This window comes from Geodermatophilus obscurus, from assembly GCF_900115395.1.
Lineage (GTDB): Bacteria > Actinomycetota > Actinomycetes > Mycobacteriales > Geodermatophilaceae > Geodermatophilus > Geodermatophilus obscurus_B.
Map to the genome: position 1 here is coordinate 87,254 of NZ_FOWE01000008.1, position 20,353 is coordinate 107,606.

At 74.8% G+C, this 20,353-nt stretch carries 20 protein-coding genes and 1 riboswitch; of the genes, 11 read left to right on the forward strand and 9 right to left on the reverse strand.

Annotated elements, in window-relative coordinates; genetic code table 11:
• Positions 1-68 precede the first annotated feature (68 nt).
• Entirely contained in the window at positions 69-1,358 is a 1,290-nt protein-coding gene (gene ilvA / locus BM165_RS16545) for a threonine ammonia-lyase IlvA (RefSeq protein WP_075014650.1), read from the forward strand.
• On the opposite strand, the gene BM165_RS16550 is transcribed toward ilvA, so the two are convergent.
• Positions 1,355-3,577 (reverse strand): SpoIIE family protein phosphatase, encoded by a 2,223-nt coding sequence (locus tag BM165_RS16550; protein ID WP_177225226.1) that lies wholly within the window; start codon positions 3,575-3,577, stop codon positions 1,355-1,357. The two genes, ilvA and BM165_RS16550, sit on opposite strands and share 4 nt — an antisense overlap.
• Before the next feature lie 10 nt (positions 3,578-3,587).
• Positions 3,588-3,989: an STAS domain-containing protein gene (locus tag BM165_RS16555; protein WP_143108191.1), complete on the reverse strand. Its 402-nt coding sequence runs from the start codon at positions 3,987-3,989 to the stop codon at positions 3,588-3,590.
• A 15-nt stretch (positions 3,990-4,004) separates the two neighbouring features.
• Between BM165_RS16555 and BM165_RS16560 the strand changes: the two genes are divergently transcribed.
• The gene (locus BM165_RS16560; protein ID WP_075014652.1) at positions 4,005-4,433 is read left to right on the forward strand and encodes an ATP-binding protein; all 429 of its coding nucleotides are present in this window, start codon (positions 4,005-4,007) and stop codon (positions 4,431-4,433) included.
• 10 nt (positions 4,434-4,443) lie between these two features.
• Here the strand turns inward: BM165_RS16560 and BM165_RS16565 are convergent, their stop codons facing one another.
• Together BM165_RS16565 and BM165_RS16570 are read right to left on the reverse strand one after the other, a co-directional pair.
• Positions 4,444-4,800, reverse strand: a complete 357-nt coding sequence (locus BM165_RS16565) for a cupin domain-containing protein (RefSeq protein WP_075014653.1) — start codon at positions 4,798-4,800, stop codon at positions 4,444-4,446.
• A gap of 53 nt (positions 4,801-4,853) precedes the next feature.
• Positions 4,854-5,822, reverse strand: coding sequence for a TIGR03557 family F420-dependent LLM class oxidoreductase (locus BM165_RS16570; RefSeq protein ID WP_075014654.1), 969 nt, complete (start codon positions 5,820-5,822; stop codon positions 4,854-4,856).
• A gap of 194 nt (positions 5,823-6,016) precedes the next feature.
• Here BM165_RS16570 and BM165_RS16575 point away from each other — a divergent pair, with 194 nt between their 5' ends.
• Both BM165_RS16575 and BM165_RS16580 read left to right on the forward strand, forming a co-directional pair.
• Positions 6,017-7,180, forward strand: a complete 1,164-nt coding sequence (locus BM165_RS16575; RefSeq protein ID WP_075014655.1) for an RtcB family protein — start codon at positions 6,017-6,019, stop codon at positions 7,178-7,180.
• A 226-nt stretch (positions 7,181-7,406) separates the two neighbouring features.
• Positions 7,407-8,306: an SMP-30/gluconolactonase/LRE family protein gene (locus tag BM165_RS16580; RefSeq protein WP_075014656.1), complete on the forward strand. Its 900-nt coding sequence runs from the start codon at positions 7,407-7,409 to the stop codon at positions 8,304-8,306.
• 219 nt (positions 8,307-8,525) lie between these two features.
• Here the strand turns inward: BM165_RS16580 and BM165_RS24850 are convergent, their stop codons facing one another.
• Positions 8,526-8,678, reverse strand: a complete 153-nt coding sequence (locus tag BM165_RS24850; protein WP_177225227.1) for a hypothetical protein — start codon at positions 8,676-8,678, stop codon at positions 8,526-8,528.
• Positions 8,679-9,030: 352 nt separating this feature from the next.
• A riboswitch (cyclic di-AMP (ydaO/yuaA leader) is annotated at positions 9,031-9,164 on the forward strand.
• A gap of 12 nt (positions 9,165-9,176) precedes the next feature.
• Between BM165_RS24850 and BM165_RS16585 the strand changes: the two genes are divergently transcribed.
• Positions 9,177-9,695, forward strand: coding sequence for a C40 family peptidase (locus BM165_RS16585; protein ID WP_083427431.1), 519 nt, complete (start codon positions 9,177-9,179; stop codon positions 9,693-9,695).
• 52 nt (positions 9,696-9,747) lie between these two features.
• On the opposite strand, the gene BM165_RS16590 is transcribed toward BM165_RS16585, so the two are convergent.
• Entirely contained in the window at positions 9,748-10,173 is a 426-nt protein-coding gene (locus BM165_RS16590) for a hypothetical protein (RefSeq protein ID WP_075014657.1), read from the reverse strand.
• A 135-nt stretch (positions 10,174-10,308) separates the two neighbouring features.
• Here BM165_RS16590 and BM165_RS25760 point away from each other — a divergent pair, with 135 nt between their 5' ends.
• Positions 10,309-10,614, forward strand: a complete 306-nt coding sequence (locus tag BM165_RS25760; RefSeq protein WP_244274285.1) for a hypothetical protein — start codon at positions 10,309-10,311, stop codon at positions 10,612-10,614.
• Positions 10,575-11,474 (forward strand): HNH endonuclease signature motif containing protein, encoded by a 900-nt coding sequence (locus tag BM165_RS16595; RefSeq protein ID WP_244274286.1) that lies wholly within the window; start codon positions 10,575-10,577, stop codon positions 11,472-11,474. The genes BM165_RS25760 and BM165_RS16595 overlap by 40 nt, the downstream gene beginning before the upstream one ends.
• Before the next feature lie 2 nt (positions 11,475-11,476).
• Here BM165_RS16595 and BM165_RS16600 read toward each other — a convergent pair whose 3' ends face one another.
• The 3 genes from BM165_RS16600 to BM165_RS16610 are packed head-to-tail and all read right to left on the reverse strand — an operon-like array spanning position 11,477 to position 16,118.
• Positions 11,477-12,415: a PGN_0703 family putative restriction endonuclease gene (locus BM165_RS16600; protein WP_075014658.1), complete on the reverse strand. Its 939-nt coding sequence runs from the start codon at positions 12,413-12,415 to the stop codon at positions 11,477-11,479.
• A gap of 12 nt (positions 12,416-12,427) precedes the next feature.
• Entirely contained in the window at positions 12,428-12,850 is a 423-nt protein-coding gene (locus BM165_RS16605) for a hypothetical protein (RefSeq protein ID WP_075014659.1), read from the reverse strand.
• A complete protein-coding gene (locus BM165_RS16610; protein ID WP_075014660.1) occupies positions 12,843-16,118 on the reverse strand; it encodes a TM0106 family RecB-like putative nuclease in 3,276 nt (1,091 codons plus the stop codon). Before BM165_RS16610 ends, BM165_RS16605 begins: the two co-directional genes overlap by 8 nt.
• An 84-nt stretch (positions 16,119-16,202) precedes the next feature.
• Here BM165_RS16610 and BM165_RS16615 point away from each other — a divergent pair, with 84 nt between their 5' ends.
• The 4 genes from BM165_RS16615 to BM165_RS24860 all read left to right on the forward strand — a co-directional run bounded on the left by BM165_RS16615 (position 16,203) and on the right by BM165_RS24860 (position 20,108).
• Complete coding sequence (locus tag BM165_RS16615; RefSeq protein ID WP_075014661.1) at positions 16,203-17,606, forward strand: ADP-ribosylglycohydrolase family protein; 1,404 nt, start codon at positions 16,203-16,205, stop codon at positions 17,604-17,606.
• A 76-nt stretch (positions 17,607-17,682) separates the two neighbouring features.
• On the forward strand, positions 17,683-18,363 hold the full coding sequence (locus BM165_RS24855) for a helix-turn-helix domain-containing protein (RefSeq protein WP_075014662.1): 681 nt from the start codon (positions 17,683-17,685) through the stop codon (positions 18,361-18,363).
• A complete protein-coding gene (locus BM165_RS16625; protein WP_083427432.1) occupies positions 18,360-19,100 on the forward strand; it encodes a nucleotidyl transferase AbiEii/AbiGii toxin family protein in 741 nt (246 codons plus the stop codon). Before BM165_RS24855 ends, BM165_RS16625 begins: the two co-directional genes overlap by 4 nt.
• Before the next feature lie 93 nt (positions 19,101-19,193).
• On the forward strand, positions 19,194-20,108 hold the full coding sequence (locus tag BM165_RS24860; RefSeq protein WP_208976778.1) for an HNH endonuclease: 915 nt from the start codon (positions 19,194-19,196) through the stop codon (positions 20,106-20,108).
• Positions 20,109-20,353: the final 245 nt, after the last annotated feature.

Below are 20,353 nucleotides of genomic sequence, written 5' to 3' on the forward strand. Positions count from 1 at the left end.
AGTCCGCCACGGACTCAGAGCACGAGCGTCCGCGGGAGGACCCCGGCCGGCAGGGAGGATGGGACACCGTGAGCACCGCCGTGGCGCCGGACCTGACCCGCTTCCCCGCCGACGTGCGCGACGCCGTCGGCCGCCTCGCCGGCGTCGCCGAGCGCACGCCGCTCCAGCGCAACGAGCGGCTGTCGCGGGCCACCGGCGCCGACGTGTGGCTCAAGCGCGAGGACCTGCAGGTCGGCCGCTCCTACAAGGTCCGCGGCGCCTACAACACGATCAGCCGCCTCGACGCCGCCGCCCGCGCCGCCGGGGTGGTGTGCGCCAGCGCCGGCAACCACGGGCAGGGCGTCGCGCACGCCTGCCGGGTGCTCGGCGTCCGCGGCGCGGTGTTCGTCCCGGGCACCACGCCGCGGCAGAAGCGCGCCCGCATCCGCGCGCTCGGCGGGGACGTGGTGGAGCTGGTCGTCACCGGCGACACCTACGACGACGCCGCCGCGGCCGCCAGGGCACACGCCGACGCCACCGGCGCCACGCTGGTGCCGGCGTTCGACGCGTGGCCGGTCGTGGTCGGGCAGGCGACGGTCGCCGTCGAGGTGCTCGAACAGTTGGGCTCCGCGCCCGACGTCGTCGTGCTGCCGCTGGGCGGCGGTGGGCTGGTCGCCGGCTGCGGAACCTGGCTGGCGCAGGCCAGCCCGGGCACCCGGCTGGTCGGCGTGGAGCCCGCCGGGGCGGCGGGCATGGCGGCGGCGCTGGCGGCCGGGCGGCCGGTGGAGCTGCCGGCCATCGACACCTTCGTCGACGGCGCCGCGGTGCGCCGGGCCGGCGACGTCACCTTCCCGCTGGTGCGCGACTGCGGCGCCGAGGTGGTCGCCGTGCCCGAGGGGCAGATCTGCACCGAGATGCTCGACCTCTACCAGGTCGACGGGATCATCGCCGAGCCCGCCGGGGCGCTGGCCGCCGCAGCGCTCACCGGTGGGACCGTGCGCGTCGAGCCCGGCTCGACGGTGGTCTGCCTGCTCTCGGGCGGCAACAACGACGTCAGCCGCTACGCCGAGGTCATCGAGCGCTCGCTGGTGCACCAGGGCCTCAAGCACTACTTCCTCGTCGAGTTCCCGCAGGAGCCCGGGGCGCTGCGCCGCTTCCTCGACGACGTCCTCGGCGCCGACGACGACATCGTGCTGTTCGAGTACGTCAAGCGCGACAACCGGGAGACCGGCGCCGCGCTCACCGGCATCGAGCTCGGCAGCGCCGACACCCTGCCCGGCCTGCTCGCGCGGATCGCGGCCAGCCCGCTGCGCATCCAGCACCTCGACCCCGGCTCACCGGCCTACCGCTACCTCGTCCGCGGCGGCGTCCCCGGCTAGACCCGCGCCAGCCCCACCACGGTGACGTCGTCGGTGCCGGGCGGGTCGAGCGCGCCGACCACCGCGTCGACCACCTCCTGCGGCTCCCCCGCGGCCGCGGCCACCGCGCGGCGCACCGCCTCGATGCCCTCGGGCAGCGGCCGGTCGCGGCGCTCGACCAGGCCGTCGCTGTAGAGCAGCAGCCGGTCGCCGGCCCCCAGCCGCAGCGTCACCTGCGGGTAGGCGACGTCGTCGAGCAGGCCGAGCGCCGGTCCGCGGCCGTCGGAGACCAACGCGGCGGCGCCGCCGGCGACGTGCACGGCCGGCAGGTGCCCGGCGCTGGCCAGCGCCAGCTCCCCGGTCCCCGGGTCGAGCTGGGCGACGACGACGGTCGCCATCTCCCCCGGCAGCAGGGCGGCGACCAGCCGGTTCAGCGCGGCGAGCGCGGCGGCCGGGCCCTCGTCGCGCAGCAGCGCCGCGCGCAGGGCGTGCCGCAGCTGGGCGGTCACCGCGGCTGCGCCCAGCCCGTGCCCGGCGCCGTCGCCGAGGACCACGGCCAGCTCCCCGCCGGGCAGCGGCACCAGGTCGTACCAGTCGCCGCCGACGACGTCGGCCTCGCTGGGCCGGTACCGGGCGCCCAGCGCGACGCCGGGGACCTCGGGCAGCTCCTCGAGCAGCAGGGTGCGCTGCAGCGCGGCCGACAGGCGGTCGTCCTCGGCGGCGCGGGCCAGCACCGCCTCGCCGAGGTGGGCGGCCAGCGCGCGGGCGGCGGCGACCTCGTGCGCCCGCCACGGGCGGGCGGTGCCGCGGACGGTCTCGGTCCAGCGGGCGAAGGAGCGGCGCGGCGACAGCCGCCCGTCGGTCACCTCCGACGTCGAGGGGTCCCCGCCCCAGCTGACCTCGCGCGGGGTCTCAGGGCGGAACCAGGCGAGGAAGTCCCCGCGCCCGCCGCCGACCTCCACGGCGAGGACGCCGCTGGCGTCGGCGGCGAGGTCGTCGAGGCCGGGCAGGTCGAGGGGTAGCCGGTCGGTGCCCCCGCCGGCGCGCAGCACCGCGGGGACGAGCGCGGCGACGCGGTCGGCCGGCGGCGTCGTCCCGAGCAGGTGCAGCCGGCCGCCGAGGCGCACCGCGGCGCCGGCCGCCGGGAGCAGGTCCAGCGCGGTCACGTCGCCGTCGACCAGCGCCGCGGCAGGCGCCCGGGGGCTGCGCCCGACGGCGGCGGCCAGGTCGGCCTCCCGCCGGGACACCGCCACCACCGCCTCGCGGTCGCCGGCCTCGACGGTGGTGTGCAGCAGCAGCGAGGCGGTCCGGCCGAGGAACTCCGCCGCGGTGCGGTCGGCGACCGAGGGCCGGTGCGGGCCGCTGTAGGAGTGGCAGGCGACCAGGCCCCACAGCTGCCCGCGGTCGATCAGCGACACCGACATCGAGGCGGTGACGCCCATGTTGGCCAGGTACTCCAGGTGCACCGGCGAGACGCTGCGCAGCATTGCGCCGGACAGGTCCAGCGGCGCGCCCGTCCCCGGCAGCAGCGGCGGGTCGAGCGGCACCGGGGCGTAGGAGGCGTCGGGGATCAGCCGCAGCCAGTTGGTCGCGTACAGCGCGCGGGCCTGGGCGGGGATGTCGCCGGCCGGGTAGTGCAGGCCGAGGAACGGCTCGAGGTCTGGACGCCGGTCCTCGGCGACCACCTCGCCGTTCCACCCGGCGTCGAAGCGGTAGACCATCACCCGGTCGAAGCCGGTCAGCGCCCGCACCTCGCGGGCGAGCACGGCGGTCAGCCCCTCGAGCGTCGTCGGCGCGGACAGCCGCTGCAGCACCCGGGGCAGCCGCCGGTGCCACGCCGCGCCGGCCTCCCCGGCGCCGGCGACGGGCTCCCACTCGGTGACCAGCAGGCCGCCGCTGCGGCTGAGCACCAGGTCGGCCTCCCGGCCGCCGGGCGCGACCCGCAGCGGGTCGGCCTCGGCGAGGTCGCCGTCGAGCGCGGCCCGCAGCCGGTCGAGGTCGGCGGTGCCGAGCACGTCGGCGAGCGTGGCGGGGGTGGCGCCGAGGACCTCGGCGGCGTTCGCCGAGGCGACGACGACGGCCAGGTCGGGCTCGGTGACGGCGAGCAGCGCGCCGTGAGGCTGGATCGCGCCGGGGACGGCGATCGGCTCCTCCGCGCAGCGGGCCAGCGCCTCGGCCTGCGAACGGGCGTCGACCAGGCGGCCGACGGGGTCGGGAGCTGCCGCCGGGGGCCGGATCACCCGCTCGACCCTACGACCCCACCTCGCCGTCGGTGAGGGCTGCCGACTCCACGACGGGCACGAGCAGGTGCAGTTCGAGCAGGTCGATGACCAGGCGCACCGGTGTGTTGCCCCGCGGGCAGACCACCTGCACCGAGGTGCCGACGTCGGCGGCCCGGCGTGCGGCGCGGACCAGCTCGCGCGCACCCGAGGAGTCCAGGAACGTGGTGTCGGTCAGGTCGACGACCAGCGACCGCGGCTTCGCCGCCAGCTCGGACGCGACGCTCTCGGCCAGCCGGGGAGCCGTCGCGACGTCGAGCTCACCACGTACGCTCAGCGCCGGTCGCCCGTGAGCCGCTCCGCGGTGGACGACGAACAGCACGATCGGGCTCCCTCGCTCGGCCTGGACCGCAGGAGCGTAGTACGGCGTCACGGAGGGAGGCTCGGCGTGGACATCTCGTTCACCGTCCGGCTGCCCGTCGACGTCGACAGCGTCCCGTTCGTCCGCGGCCTGTGCCGGCAGGCCCTCGACCACCTGCGGGTGGACCGGCCGGTGGTCGAGGAGACGACGCTGGCGCTGACCGAGGCCTGCGCGAACGTCGTCCAGCACGCCGGCGAGCACGCGGAGTACGAGGTGTCGGTCGCCATCGGCGACGGCCTGTGCCGGATCACCGTGGTCGACGACGGGTCCGGGTTCGACCGGGCCGAGGCCGAGGGCCGGGCGGGGCTCGACGTCGACGGCGGCGCGGGCGTGCGGCTGATGGAGGCGCTGGTCGACTCCCTCGACTTCCGCCGCGACGCCGAGGGCCGGCACCGGGTCAGCCTGGAGAAGCGGCTGTCCTCCCGTCCGCCGCTGCGCCTGCTCGACCGCGCGTAGTCCCGCCCCGTCAGGCGGGTGGTGCGTCGCGGTCCTGCTGCTGTGCGGGCGGGGACGTCGCCTCCACAGCGGTGAACGGCTCGACGATCTCGTAGGTGTGGGCCACCCCGGCCGGGACCACCCAGGAGTCGCCCGGGCCCAGCTCCAGCGTCTGGCTGCCCGCGCGCAGCCGGGCCTGCCCGGCGACGACGTAGCCCACCGTCTCGTAGTCCCGCGCGGTCTCCGGCTTGCCCTCGCTCTCGGGCTGCTCGTCCCACAGCCGCATGGCCACCCGGGACCCCGCGGCCAGGTGGTGCTGACCCATCCGGCCGGTGCCCGCGTCCGGGGCGTCGACCTTGCCGACCTGGCCGTTCGTCGTCTCACTCATCGACCGGGGCTACCCGGGCCGGTGGTGGTCACGCGTCCACCGCCGGGGCACGGTCAGGACGACGGGGTCAGCCCCCGCACCCGCTCGATGAGGCCGCCGGCGCAGGCGTCGATGAACCCGTCGGGGTCGGGCCCGACGTTCTGCAGCACCAGGTGGTCGAAGCCGGCGTCGACGTAGGGCTGGGCCTGCGCGACGTGCACGTCGGGGTCGGGGCCGACGGAGAACTGCTGCCGGATGTCGTCCTCCTTCACCGTCTGGCTGGCGGCGTCGAAGTTGACCGGGTTGGGCAGCTCGCTCATCACCTTCCAGCCGGTCAGCGCCCAGCGGCTCTTCTCCAGGGCCTCCGCGACGGCGGACTCCTCGTCCTGCGCCCAGGCCATCGGCACCTCCGCGTAGAGCGGCCCGGAGCCGCCGGTGTCGCGGAAGGCGGCGACCAGGTCCTCGCGCGGCTCGGTGGCGAACAGGCCGTCGCCGAACTCGGCGGCCAACCTCGAGGCGTGCGGGCCGCCGCTGGCGACCGCGATCACCGGCAGCTGCTCGGGCAGGTCGAAGACGCGGGCGTCCTCCAGCTGCAGGTACTTGCCCTCGAAGGTCTGGTAGCCGCCCTGCCACAGCTGCCGGATGATCTGCAGCGCCTCGCGGAGCATCTCGTGGCGCACGTGCACGGCCGGCCAGCCGGTGCCGACGACGTGCTCGTTGAGCCGCTCGCCGGCCCCGATGCCGAGGGTGAAACGGCCGCCGGAGAGCAGCGCGACGGTCGCGGCGGCCTGGGCGATGATCGCCGGGTGGTACCGGATGATCGGGCAGGTCACGCCGGTGACCAGGCCGATGCGCTCGGTCCTGGCGGCCATCGCGCCGAGCATCGACCAGGTGAAGCCGCTGTGGCCCTGGGCGTCCAGCCACGGGTGGAAGTGGTCGCTCATCTCGACGAAGTCGAAACCCGCCTCCTCGGCGCGCACCGTCTGGCGGACGACCTCCTCGGGCGGGAACGCCTCGGTGGCGAGCTTCAGTCCGACCTGCATCGCGGGGTCCTCACTGCTCGGTGTCCGGTCGGAGCGGGAGCTGCCCGGGGTCCGCGGAACGGAAACGGCACGCCGGGGTCCGCCGGCCGGCCGTCCGGGTAATGCGGTCGCGCCGCGTGAGCCCAGCGCGTTGACTGCCCCGGCCCACCGAAGCACCGCGGGGACCGGGCCCCGCGCCGGAGAGAGAAAGGACCATGGAGCAGATCACCGAACGCCTGCTCAGCTGGGCGTCGATCCTGGAGCCCGCCACCCGGGAGCAGGCCGAGCGCACCGCCTCGATGCCCTTCGTCCACCCGCACCTGGCGCTCATGCCCGACGCGCACCTGGGCCTGGGCGCGACCGTCGGCTCCGTCATCCCGACCGACGGCGCCATCATCCCGGCCGCGGTCGGGGTGGACATCGGCTGCGGGATGATGGCCGTCCGCACCCAGTTCACCGGCGACGACCTCCGCGGCCGCAACCTCGCGACCCTGCACGAGCAGGTCTCCCGGTCGATCCCGCTGTCGGCCGGCGGCCGCAACCGCAGGGTGCGCGACACCGCCGCCCCCCGGGTCGAGGAGCTGCGTGGCATGCCGGGCGCCGACCAGGCCGACGGCGTCGCCGACTCGTGGCCGCTGCAGCTGGGCTCGCTCGGCTCCGGCAACCACTTCATCGAGGTGTCCCTCGACGAGGCCGACCGGGTGTGGCTGTTCCTGCACTCGGGCTCGCGCGGCGTCGGCAACAAGCTGGCGTCGAAGCACATCCGGGTCGCGCAGGAGCGCACGCGGGCCCGCGGTGTCGAGGTCCCCGACCGCGACCTCGCCTACCTGGAGGAGGGCGAGCCGGAGTTCGACACCTACATCGAGGCGCTGCGCTGGGCACAGCGGTTCGCCGCGCTCAACCGCGAGGAGATGATGGACCGCGTCGCCGACCAGCTGTCGAGGTTCCTCACCGAGGAGGTGCGGCGCGAGCAGGTGGTCCAGTGCCACCACAACTACACCGAGCGGGAGATCCACTCCGGGCGGGAGGTGTGGCTGTCGCGCAAGGGCGCCATCTCGGCGCGCGCCGGTCAGTGGGGGCTCATCCCCGGCTCGATGGGCGCGGCGTCCTACGTCGTCGTCGGGAAGGGCGACCCCGCGTCGCTCATGTCGGCGCCGCACGGCGCCGGCCGGGCGTTCTCCCGGACGGCGGCGCGCAAGCGGTTCAGCCGGGCCGACCTCGACCGGAGGATGGCGGGCATCGCGTGGGGCCGCTCGGACGCGTTCCTCGACGAGCACCCCGACGCCTACAAGGACATCGACGTCGTCATGGCCGACGCCGCCGACCTCGTCGAGATCCGGCACACGCTGCGCCAGGTGGTGAACGTCAAGGGCGACTGACGTGGCCTCCTCCCTGCCCACGGTCTGCCAGCCACCGCGTCCCGCGGACGGTCGTGCTCTGCACACACCGGTGTGCAGAGCACGACCGTGCCGGACAGGACAGTGGGCCGGCGGACGGCGAGGGGACCGGCCCGCCGTCGCCGGAGGTGGGCGGTGGACGTCGGGTCCCTGCGCTCCGCCGTCGGCCATGGGGTGACGGCAGTCACGACCTCCTAGGGTCCGCGGCATGGCAGAGCGCGAGATCAGGACGGTGCTGACCGGCGGCGGGTTCTTCGAGGGCCCGCGCTGGCACGAGGGCACGTGGTGGGTGTCGGACTTCTACCGGCACACGGTGAGCCGGGTGACCGCCGACGGGCAGGAGACGGTGCAGTTCGAGGTGCCCGGGCAGCCGTCGGGACTGGGCTGGCTGCCCGACGGGTCGCTCGTCGTCGTCTCGATGAAGACCCACGAGGTGCTGCGCTGGGACGGCTCCTCGCTGTCGACCCACGCGGACCTGTCGGAGCACTGCGGCGGGCACCTGAACGACCTGGCGGTGTCCGCGACCGGTCACGTCTTCGCCGGCGACTTCGGCTTCGACCTGATGGGCGGCGGCGATGCCGCGACCGCGTCGCTGAAGCGGATCGACCCCGACGGCACGGTGTCGGAGGCCGCCGACGGGCTGCAATTCCCCAACGGCTCGGTCATCACGCCGGACGGCGGCACGCTCGTGGTCGGCGAGACCCTCGGCAACCGCTACACCGCGTTCGACCTGGCGCCCGACGGGTCGCTGTCGAACCGGCGGGTGTGGGCGTCGCTCGGTCCGGAGGTCACCGGCCGCACCGTCGACGAGGTGCTCGGCCAGCTCGCCGTCGCACCGGACGGCTGCACGCTCGACGCCGACGGCTGCATCTGGGCGGCCGACGCCGTGGGCGGCCGCGTGGTGCGGGTGGCCGAGGGCGGGGAGATCGTCGACGCCGTGGCCGCGCCCGAGGGGCTCGGTGTCTATGCGTGCATGCTCGGCGGCGAGGACGGCCGCACGCTGCTCATGTGCGCCGCGCCGGACTTCTACGAGCACAACCGGGCGCCGGTGCGCGAGGCGGTCCTGCTGGCGACGGAGGTCGACGTCCCCCACGCCGGCCGGCCGTGAGACGAGCGCCGTCCCCCCGCGCGGCGGGGACGGCGCTCACACCCGGGTCAGGGGCAGGCCTCCTCGAGGTCCACGGCACCGAGGTCGCTGGCCCCCTCGGACGGGCAGCAGCCCGCCCGGGAGGGGCGCCGCTGCCGCGACACGCCGCCCCAGTAGCCCCGGACGCACCGCGCCCCCCGTCCCGGTGCGGGACGGGGGGCGCGGTCAGGCGTCAAACCCTCAGTAGGCGCGGCCTCCCGGGCCGCCCTTCTTGTTCTTGGCCTGGTAGTTGCGGATGGCCTGCTTGATCTTGGCCTGGTTCTGCGGCTTCTGCAGCTCCCGGATCACCTTGGCGGCGACGCCGGAGGCGAGCAGGTTCCTCAACATGCCCATGGGTGCTCTCCTCTCGTTCCGTACTCCGGTTCCCCGCCGACGACCGGGGCAACCGTCCGTCTCGCCGCAAGGTCGTCGTCACTCCCCGTACGGACGCACCGCGCCGTCCTTTCTTCTCGACCTCGGCGTGTCGTCCTCGGCGCGTCCTCGGTCTCCTGTCCCCCGTACCGATGTCCGCGCTGGTCAGCGAGGCGATTCGAGTCCGCGCCGCCGGTCAAGTCGACGACGGCGCGTCGGGCGTGGCGGGCGGTCGGCACGGTTGAGGCCGGGTGGGGCCCTCCCTACCGTTCCTCGCGGTCCGGCCGGGGTCCTCTCGTCACCCATCACGTGACACCCGCCGGGCACGCCGAACCAGGTGCCACGACTCAGCCGGCACCCGGACCGGGGACCCAGAGCAGCACTGGGGTGAAGCGCGATCCGTCGCGCCGGGCGACTCCTCCGTCCGAACCCGTCAGCTAACCCGGTAGGCGATCGCGGAGAACAGGAGAACCGTCGTCCATGACGACTACACGCACGTCCATCGCCCGCCGCTCGTTCCGCGGGATCGCCGTCGCGGCCATCGCCGGCGCCACCGTCACCCTCTCGCCCGCGGTCGCCTCGGCCGACGCGGGTGGTGGCGGCGGGACTACGACCACCGTGGCCGCCGCGCCGGCCGCCGCGCCCAACGGCGCGGCACAGGTCGCCGTCGACACCGCGCTGGCCCAGCGCGGTGACATGTACCTGTACGGCGCGACCGGTCCCGACCGGTTCGACTGCTCGGGCCTGACCAGCTACGCCTACAAGGCCGCGGGCGTCACCATCCCGCGCACCTCGAAGCTGCAGTCGACGTTCGGCACCGCGGTCGCGAAGGCCGACCTCAAGCCCGGTGACCTGGTGTTCTTCTACAGCCCGGTCTCGCACGTCGGCATGTACATCGGCAACGGCCAGATGGTGCACGCCTCCTCCGCCGGCAAGCCGGTGGCGGTCGTGAACCTCAGCTCGATGCCGGGCTACGCGGGCGCACGCCGCGTCGTCTGACGCACCTCCGCGACGGCACCCCCGTCCTCCCCGGACCGGGGTGCCGTCGCGGTCAGACGGGCAGTGCCGACCGGCGGCGGCTGATCGCACGCCGCAGGTCGGTGCGGGCGACGTCGCGCAGGTCGAGCGGCGGGTCGGCCAGGCCCAGCAGCCACCCCTCGCCGGGGACGACGTCCTCGACCGCCAGCGGCAGGACGGCGACCCGCAGGTGCCGGTGCATCCACCCCGTCAGCTCGGCTCCGTCGACCGCCGGCCCGCCGACCGGTGACAGGCAGGCCGAGAGGGTCGTCCGGAAGGTCGAGAACCGCCGGCGCCCGCCGAGGTGCATGGTGGCGATGCGGCCCCACAGCGTGTTGGTCGACCGCACCCCGCTCGGCCGCACTCCCCCGGCCCGTCCGGCGTAGACGAGCCCTGCGGCCAGGCGGTGACCGAGCCCGGCGGTGAGGTCGGCGGCCCCTGCAGCGTCGGCCCACCGCACGACTTCGCGCTGTTGGCGGCCGGCCGTCCTGGCCGCCTCCCGCCACGGTACGACGCCGAGCCCCGGTACCGCCGTCAGGCCTCTGAGCTGCACTTTCGAGTTGATCAGCCCATGACCGCCCAGTATCATTCGTACATGTGTTCGAGCGACTGGCAGACGGGTGACGTACTCGACGACGTCGCCGCGCTGGTCGCCGAGCGCAACCGGATCGACGCCGCGCTGGCCCGCCGTGTGCGGGCGGCGGAGCTGGCGCAGGCGCCGGAGCGGGACGGGCAGAAGTCGATGGCGTCGTGGTTGCGGGGGCACGGCCGGCTGTCGGGGTCGGAGGCCCTGCGGGTGGTGGCCAACGGGCGGGCGCTGGAGCACCTGCCCGTCCTGCCGAGGCGGCCGAGGCGGGGCTGGTGTCGGCGGTGCAGGTGGCCGAGGCCGCCCGGGCGGTGACGCCGCGGCGGCTGGCCGTCGCCGCCGAACAGGGCGTGGACCTGGCGGTGGTCGACGCGGTGTTCACCGGCGTCGCCACCGAGCAGCCGCACGCCGACCTGGTGGCGGTGGTGGCGCGCTACCTGCTCGGTCTGGAGCCCGACGGGCCCGAGCCGGACCCCACCGAGGGGCGGCGGTTGGTGTTCACCCGGCACGCGGATGGGTCGGTGTCCTTCTCCAGGCACCTCGACGCGGTGGGTGGGGAGAAGGTCCAGGCCGCGGTGGAGGCCCACGTGCAGGCCGACCGGCCGGCCGGTGACGAGCGCACCCGCGCCCAGCGGCAGGGCGACGCACTGGTGCAGATCGCCGACAACGCCCTCGCCACCGGCCAGGTGCCGGTGCTGCGCACGGTCCGACCCCACGTGGCCGTGCGCATCGACCTCGACGACCTCGCCACGGGTGAGGGCGCCGCGACCATGGGCTTCGGTGCGGTCATCTCCGCCGCCCGCGCCCGCTGGCTGGCCTGCGACGGCCGCATCGCCCGGGTCGTGTTCGGCCCCGACGGCGTGCCCCTGGACGTGGGCCGCGAGCACCGGCTGGTCTCCGGAGCGCTGCGGCGGGCGGTCGAGGCCCGCGACGGCGGCTGCGTGTTCACCGGCTGCCACGCACCCAGTCACTGGGCCGACGTGCACCACCTCGTCCACTGGATCGACGGCGGCGACACCAGCCTCGACAACTCAGCCCTTCTCTGCGAACGCCACCACACGAAGGTCCACCACGGCTTCCGGGTCGAACGACAACCGAGCGGGCGATGGCGAACCTGGCGACCCGACGGCACCGAGATCACCACTCCTGAGCCGCTCCTCTCCCCCGCCGCCTGACCTCAGGGCAGGTAGCGGCGGCGGAACGACGCCACCCACTCCCCCATCCCCGGCACCGCAACGGCGGCGTCGGCCAGGTCGCCGTGCCCGCGGAAGAGGACGCGCGTCGGCATCGCTGCGCGGTCGGCGGTGAGGCGCTCCACGGCGGCCCGCGCACCGTCATCGGCGTCGCGCGCCAGCACGAGGGCGACAGCGCGGTCGAACGCCGGTCCGTCGTCGGAGCGGCCACGGCGCACGCTCTCGGTCAGCAGGGTGTTCCGCAGCAGTTGCCGGGTCGGGTACTCGCCCAGCCGGCCGAAGGCACCGGGAGCCATGCCGAACGACTCGCACGCGCGCCGGTACCGGTCGTCCTTCTCCAGCCGCCGCCTGTCCCTCTCCGGGCCCGGGTCGCGGCTGAAGCTGTCGACGTACTTCGTCTCGACGGCGACCAGCAGGCTCGCCCCGTCGGCCAGCCGGGCCGCCACCACTGCGTCGAAGGCAGACCCGTCCTGCAGGTGCTCACGCGGCTCCGGCGCCCACTCGCACTCGATGCCGTCGATGACCCGGCGCCCGACGGCGACCCGGTCGAGACCGGTCACCGGCAGCCCGAGCAGCCGCGACACCACCTGCGCCGCCGCCACCCGGTGCGCCCGCAGGTGACCGAAGACGCTGAACGCCAGCGGCATCGAGCTGAGCATGTTGGTGAACAGCCGTGAGCGGTCGAGCTGACCCCCCTCACGCCCCACGACCCCGGCCCGCGCCTTTGCGTACCGCGCCGCCTCCGGGGACAGCAGGTTGCGGTCGCCGTCCTCCTCGTCGAGGAGACTGCCCAGCACCCGGCCGCCCTTGTCGCGGCCGGCCGGGAGCCCGAGGACCCGTTCACGGAAGTCCGACTGACGCCGGCGCTCCCGCAGGGTGACCGGGTCGTCGGAGGCGGGCCAGGTCAGATCCCAGGGCCCCACGGCGTCTCCTCCTCAGTACACGACGCCGAGGTGGCGCTCGGCGCAGGGCATGCACAGACCGGTGTTGTCGTGCACGTGCTCACGCGCGTTGACCCTGCGGCACACCGGGCACCAGCGGAAGGTCCGCCGTCGCTTGCGGGCGACCTCCTCGGCCGCCTCGGCGAGGGTCGCGCGCTCGTAGAGCACCTCATCGGAGGAGAACCGGCGGTCGGGCAGGAACTCCCACACGAGCCGGTGCCCCTCCCACCGCGGCTCCGGACGGGCCAGCGTGAAGCCGAAGCCGTCCCAGCCCACCGCCACCTGCGCCGGCTCGCCGCTCACGAACCACCGCTCGTGCGGCGGGCCGGCGACCTCGAACCAGGCGTCGCCCAGCGCCCGCACCAGCACGTCCGGGGCGACGCCCGCCAACTCGGCCAGCGATGCGGTGTCAGACACCGGCCATCTCGGCCAGTCGGCACATCGCGTTGACCTGCCGCAGCTGCTCCGGCGTGCGCACCGCGGCGTCGAGCAGCAGCGGGCTCATCACCACCACCGCCAGCGCCTTCGCCCGCGACACCGCCACGTTGAGCCGGTTGAGGTCGTACAGGAACGACACCCCGCGCGGCGCCTCCTCGGCCGACGTCGACGTCGTCGAGTAGACGACGACCGGCGCCTCCTGCCCCTGGAACCGGTCCACCGTCCCCACCCGCGCGCCGTCGGGCAGCAACGAGCGGATCAGCGCCACCTGGTTGTTGTACGGCGCGACCACGAGCACGTCGTCGGGCCCGATCGGCCGCTGCGCGCCCTCGTAGTCGACCCACCCCACGCCCTGCAGCGACCTCCAGACGGCGGCCACCTCGCGCGCCTCCTCCACCGACGACGCCGACGCCGGGGTCGTGTGGGACACGAACCGCACCGCCGGCCCGGAGCCCGACACGAGCCCGCCCGGCCGCACCGTGATCCGCTCCCGCAGCGGCGCCGACTCCAGCCGGCCCTCGTACGCCAGGTCGGAGACGAACGCGGTCAGCGCGGGGTGCATCCGGTAGGTGCGGTCGAGGAAGACCCCCCGGCCCTCGGGGACCGTCGGGTGGCCCTCGAGCAGGTGCTCCAGCGCCGAGAGCCCCGACTCGCCGGGGTGGACGCCCTGCGTCGGCTGGGCGAGCTGCTGCGGGTCGCCGAGCAGCACCAGCGAGCGGGCCGACCGCGCCACGGCCAGCGCGTTGGCCAGCGAGAACTGCCCCGCCTCGTCGACGACGAGGACGTCCACGGCCCCGGCCAGGTCGGGCTGCGTCCAGAACCACGCCGTCCCGCCGACCAGCGACACGTCGCCCCCGAGCAGCCGGCGCGCCACCTCCTTGCCGTCCTTCGACCACTCGACGTCCGGCGCCCCGCACGCCTGGTTCTCGTCGCACTTCTGCAGCGCCGGCCGCCGGACCGCCGACAGCACGTTGCCGATGACGGCGTGCGAGGTCGCCGTGACGCCGACCTTCTTGCCCGCGTCGAGCAGCGCCCGGATCAGCCGCGACGCCGCCCGCGTCTTGCCGCTGCCGGGCGGGCCCTGCACGGCCAGCACCTCGCCGTCCAGCCTCAGCCCCAGCCGGACGACGGCGTCACCGGCCTCCTCCCCCGGCTGCCGCCGGCAGTCCGCCGGCACCCGGCGCGCCAGCAGCGCCGACCCGAGGCAGTCGCGGTCGGCCAGCACGTCGTCGGCGGTGGCGGCGATCGCCGCGCGCATGCCCTTGTCGTCCAGCGGCCCGCTCGGCCCGAGCCCCCGGGCGGCCACCGGCGGCTTCGCCGTCTTGACGACGACCCGCCCCGCGGCGGCGTCCAGCGCGACGACGGTGCCGATGCTGACGTGCCGGTCGACGTCGACCGCCGTCGACCCCTTGGCCAGCTTCGTGTCCTGCGTCGGGAACCGGTACTCGTAGAGCTTCGACCGCTTCTCCTGGCCGACCTCCACCGGCTCTGTCAGCCGGCCGAGCGCGGTGCCGTCCTCGACGAGCGCGTCGTCGTCCATGTCCTTCCGGGCGAAGAACTCCCACCAGCCGGGGCGGGCCTCGCGGCGGTGCCACTGCACGAGGTCGCCGATCAGGTCGTGCCCGGCCTCCTTGAGCCGCTCGACCAGCGCCAGCTCGGCGAGGTCGGCGTCGGTCCGCTCCACCGGGCCGGTGGTCTCCGACACCAGCGGGCGGTCCTGGCCGCCGAACTCCCGCTCGAGCTCCTCGCGCTGCGTCTCCAGCCAGTCGTGGAGCTCGCGGGTGGAGTCGACGTCGTCCTTGTTGTAGTCCTCGATGGCCTGCAGCCGGGCGGGGTCGCGGTCGGCGAGCCACTGCTCGTAGGCGATGACGCTGCCCATCGCGTCGGCGACGTCCCCGGTGTGCTCGCGGCCGTAGAACGCCTCGACCTTCTTGATCGAGTACGAGCCCTTGCTGATCCGCATCGACTGCTTGACGACCGGATAGAGGTCGACGAACCGCCCGGCGCGCAGCAGCTCGTCGAGCTCGGCCTCGCGGACGCCGTAGCGGCCGGTCAGGCGCTTGAGCGCGCTGACCTCGTAGGCGGCGTAGTGGTAGACGTGCATGCCGGGGTCGGCGCGCCAGGCGTCGAGGACGAGGTCGACGAGGTCGGCGACCATCTGCCGCTCGGCGGCGGGGTCGTGCGCCCACAGCGCGGTGAACGAGCCGTCGCGCCGCCCGACGCCGGCGAGGTACTCCAGACCCGCGCCGTCGGCGGAGAGCGGGTCGCCCTCGAAGTCGAGGTAGAGGTCGCCGGGGCTGGGCTCGGGCAGCCGGAGCAGGCCGAGGCCCTTGACGGGTGCGAGCAGCGTGCGGGTGGGCGCACCGGTGGACCGCTCGCGCAGCTGCTCGCGGGCCTGCTCCTGCACGCGGGCGCGGGTGGCGGCGCCGATGCGCGCCGCCTTCAGCGTCTCGGGGTCGGCGCCGGCGAGCTGCTCGAGCGTGGTGATGCCGGCGGCGCGCAGGGCCTCGCGGGTGTCGGTGCGCATGCCGGCGACGAGGGAGAGGTCGTCGGCGGCGAGCAGCTCCGCGTCGCAGCGCGCCTTCCACGTGCACTGGCTGCAGTAGTTGGTCGGGACAGGCCCGGTGACCGGCGGGTCGGCGAGGAAGCCGGTGAGCCGGGCGCGGGCGCGGCGGGCGTAGGCGGCGACGTCGACCAGCCGCCACGGGTGGGTGACGCCGTCGCCGGTGACGACGCAGATCCGGTCGGGCTGCCGGCCCTGCAGGACGGCGAGCCGCTCGGCGTAGGTGGCCATCTGCAGCAGCGCGGGCACCTTGACGCGGCGGGCGAGCTTGGCGTCGGCGACCTCGTAGGACCAGCCACCCAGGGCCGACGGGGTCTCCACGCGGAGCAGGAAGTCGGCCGCGCCGCCCCACGTGCCGTCGAAGAAGGACGCCTGCGCGATGACGTCGACGCCGGCGCGCATCGCCTGCAGCGTGAGCGCCTCGGCCTCGCGGCGGCCGGCGACGTCGAAGCGCGCCGGGATGCGGACGACCGACCGCCCCTCGGCCTCGAGCGCGTCGAGGTAGGCCAGCTCGTGCTCGATGCCGAGGTCGGCGATGAGCGCGGCGTGGTCGTCGGGGCCCTCGGCGGGCGGACGCAACCGGCCGTCGGCGACGGCGAGGTCGAGCGTCGTGGCGTGCGCGCAGGCCTGGTGGCGGGTGAGGTCGGTGGGGCTCAGGACCAGAGAGCCGTCGGTGCGGTACATCGGGACGGGACGGTCTCACGCGCCGTCCATGATCGGCGTCTCCCCCGCCGGTAGCGTCGGCGCGCCGAGGCCGAGGAGGCGCACGTGACACGGGGACTGCACCGCTCGCACCGGGTGGCGGGTGCGCTGGTCGGGTCGGCGGTGGGTGACGCGCTGGGCGCGCCGTTCGAGTTCGGCCCGCCGGGCGCGTTCTCGGCCCGGTTCCCCGTGCCCGCGCGGGGTTCGGCGACGGAGATGTGCGGCGGCGGGTCGCTGGGCTGGGAGCCGGGCGAGTTCACCGACGACACGCAGATGGCGCTGCTGCTGGCCGGCTCCCTCGTCGAGCGCGGCGGGCTCGACGAGGCGGATCTCTTCGAGCGGTTCGTGGCCTGGGCGGCGGCGGATCCGCCGGACATCGGCAACCAGACGCGGGCGGTGCTGTCGTCGGGGCTGCCGTGGGATCGCGCGGCTGAGGAGCACTTCGCGCGGTCGGGGCACGCGGCGGGGAACGGCTCGCTGATGCGGACCACCCCGGCGGCGATCTGGTTCTCGCGCTCCGGCACGGAGGCGACCGTCGACGCCGCGCGCCGGATCTCGGCGCTGACCCACGGCGACCCGTCCGCCGGCGAGGGCTGCGCCGTCTTCCACGAGCTGCTGCGGGTGGCGCTCGACGGCGGGGACCCGCTGGCCGCCGTCGCCTCGGCACTGTCACTGGTGGCGCCCGAGCACCGGGACCGGTGGGCGACCGTGCTGGCCGAGGACTGGTCGCCCGACCAGGCCACCGAGTCCAACGGCGCGGTGTGGCCGACGCTCGGGCAGGCGGTGTGGGCGCTGCGGCACGGGCGCGACTTCGCCGAGGTGCTGCGGCTCGTCGTCGACCTCGGCGGCGACACCGACACGGTCGCCTGCGTGGCCGGCGGGCTGGCCGGGGCGGTGTACGGGATGGGCGGCATCCCGATGCGGTGGTCCTCGCCGGTGCACGGACGGATCCCCGGGCACGGCGACCGGGTGTGGCGGCTGGCCGACCTGCAGCAGCTCGCGGCGGCGCTGGACGGCAAGCCGGTGCCGTCGTACGACCCCGGCGTCATCCCGCGGATCGGTCCGGTGGAGGTGCTGCCGGGGATCTGGGCGGGCAACCTCGACGGCGCGCGGTTCTCCGACGAGGACTTCGCCGTCATCTCGCTGTGCCGGCTGGGCGAGCCGTTCCCGCACACCAACCACCGCATGGCCTACATCGCGGACAACGAGTACAACGTCGACCTCGACGTGATGCTGGCCGACGTCCTCGACGACCTCACCGCGCTGCACGCCGAGGGCCACCGGGTGCTCGTGCACTGCCACGGTGGGGCGTCGCGGACGGGGCTGGTGCTTCGCGGCTGGCTGGTGCGCGAGCAGGGGATGTCGGTGGAGGAGGCGACGACGCACGTCGCCGAGCGCTGGTCGCACCTCGGGCTCTGGAACGCCAGCTTCACCGCCGCGCTGGAGCGGCTGACGAAGCCGAACCGCTGAGCGTGTCGCGGACGCATCAGGAGTCCACGTTGCAGAATTGATGCGCTAGCGCATTATTTCCGCAACGGAGGTCGCCGTGCTGACAGTCGACCAGGCAGCGACCCGTCTGGGTGTGAGTGCCCAGGAGGTCCGGCGACTCGTGCGCGCCGGCACGCTACCCGCCGAGCGGGTGGGGCGGACGCTCGTCCTCGCCGAGGACGCGGTCGACGAGCGAGCCCGGATGCCGGTCGGTCCAGGTCGCGTCCTGTCCGCACCGGCCGCGTGGGCGACGTTGTGGGAGCTGTCGGGCGAGCGGGCCGACTGGCTCGACCGGCCGGCCAGGTCCCGGCTCACCACCCGCCTGCGGAGCTCCGACGCCGAGCAGGTCGTGGCGGCCGTCCGGGACCGCGCCGAGCGGCACGAACTCCGTGTCCTGCCGGCCTACCGGGACCGCGTCCTGGGTGCCGACGGCGTCGTCCTCTCCGGGATCACCGCCGCGGAGACGGTGGGCGCGGACATCGTCGCCGCCGAGGCCGCCGCTGATCTCTACTGCACCGCCGACACGCTCGATCGACTCCGGCGGGAGCTCGGCCTGACGGACCGTGGCGAGGCGAACCTCGTCATCCGGGTCCCGCACTTCGGCAACCTGCCCCTGACCGGCCGGCAGCACATGCCGGCGGCCGTGGTCGCCGTCGACCTGGCCGAGTCGGCCGACGTGCGCACTCGTCGCGCGGGGATCGACCTGCTCGCCGCTGCGCTGGACACCGCCCGTCGGTGAGCGGACCGGAACCCGTCGTCCTGCCGCCGCTCACCGGGGCGCTCGACCGGCTGTGGGACCTGGTCCTGGACCTGGCCGACCAGCTGGAACCGGCCGGCTGGGTGCTCGTCGGCGGTCAGATGGTGATGCTGCACGGACTGGCCGCGGGACGAACGGCCACGCGGGCGAGCCAGGACGTCGACGTGCTCGCGGATCTCCTCACCGACCGCGCCAGCCTGAGCCGGTGCGTACAGGCGGTACGCCGGCTGGACCTGGCGCCGCAGCCGGACAGCGCCGGCAAGGTCTACCGCTTCCGCCGCGCGGCAGACGGCGCCGTGGTCGACGTGCTGGCCCCTGACCACTCCCCACCCCGCTGGTCACTCCGCACCGCGGCCGGCGGCCAGACGATCCAGGTCGACGGCGGTCACCAGGCACTGCAGCGAGCCACCCGGCTGACCGTCGTCAAGGGCGACCGGTCCGCGGTCGTCCCGGTACCGGACCTCCTGGGCGCTCTGGTGCTGAAGGCCGCCGCGTGGACGGCGGACAACCGCGACCGGGCCCGGCACAGCGGAGACGCCGCCTTCCTCGCCAGCCTGGTGACCGACCCGCTCGCCGAGCGCATCCGCTTCGCCGGCAGTGACCGCAAGCGGCTCCGGCGACTGGACGCCGTCCTGGGTGACCCGGACGCGGCCGAGTGGCGGCGGCTGGGCGATCGGGCCGACGACGGCCACGCCACCTGGCGGCTACTGCTGGCCTGAGCGACCGACTGGTCGACAACCTGGCGACCCGACCGCTCTCCGTCACCGAGGCGTCGCACTGCGCCGGCACGCAGGACGATGCAGTCTGCTGGTGTGAGTGACGCCGTCCCCGAGGAGCACGTGCGGGCCGCGGCGCTCCAGTGGCTCACTGAAGTCACCTTCGACGGCACTGTCACGGTGACCCGCGACCAGTTGACCAACGACTTCTCCGTCGAAGGTGTCCGCTTCCCCTTGGTCGACGCCGGGCGCGGCATCCGACGACCACGGGGCTGGTCGACGGCGCTGAGCATCCTGACGGCGGTGCCCAAAGGTTCCCGCGGCCCCGTGTACGACGACGCCGAGGGTCCCGACGGGTACCACCGCTACAAGCTCCGGCGGGACGCCCGCGGCGCCGCCGAGAACGACGGCCTGCGTGCGGCGATGGCCAAGCAGACGCCGCTCATCTGGTTCTACGGCCTGGCACCGAGCGTGTACCAGGCGATCTTCCCCGTCTACCTCATGGCCGAGGAGCACGAGCTGTCGCAGTTCGTCATGGCGGTCACCGAGGAGCAGCGCCGGCTGTGGCCGACCGAGAGCCGCTTCGAGGAGGCCCTCCGCCGTTACCTGCTGACGACGACCCGGCGCCGCCTCCACCAACCGGTCTTCGCCTACCAGGTCATGCAGGCGTACAGCACGCGGTGCGCGGTGTGCTCCCTCGGGCACCGGGAGCTGCTCGACGCTGCACACATCACCCCGGACGCCGACGAGGCTGGTGCCGCCGTCGTCACCAACGGCCTGGCGCTGTGCAAGATCCACCACGCCGCGTACGACCGACACATCCTCGGCATCCGGCCCGACTACACGGTCGAGATCCACCACCGACTGCTGGAGGAGATCGACGGCCCGATGCTGCGCCACGGGTTGCAGGACCACCATGGCCGCCCGCTGATGACCATCCCGACCGCCCGCACGGAACGCCCTGACCCTGACCGTCTGCGACAGCGGTACGCGCTCTTCCGCGCGACCTGACGGCGGTGGCGAGCGGCGGTCTCGGGAGGTGCCACTCGACTGCGTCTGCAGCGATGCGCTGACGCTCCAGCTCTGCAACGAGCCCTCTGTTGCGCTGACGGTCAGCGAGGCGCACCGAGGACCTCGGCCCCTACTCGACGGACGGGACCGTCACTAGCTTCGCGCCCACGGAGCCATGGCGCACGGCATCGCCGGGGGATGTGCAGGAGGGCGGTCGCGAGCCTGGACTGCCGACAGGCAGGGCC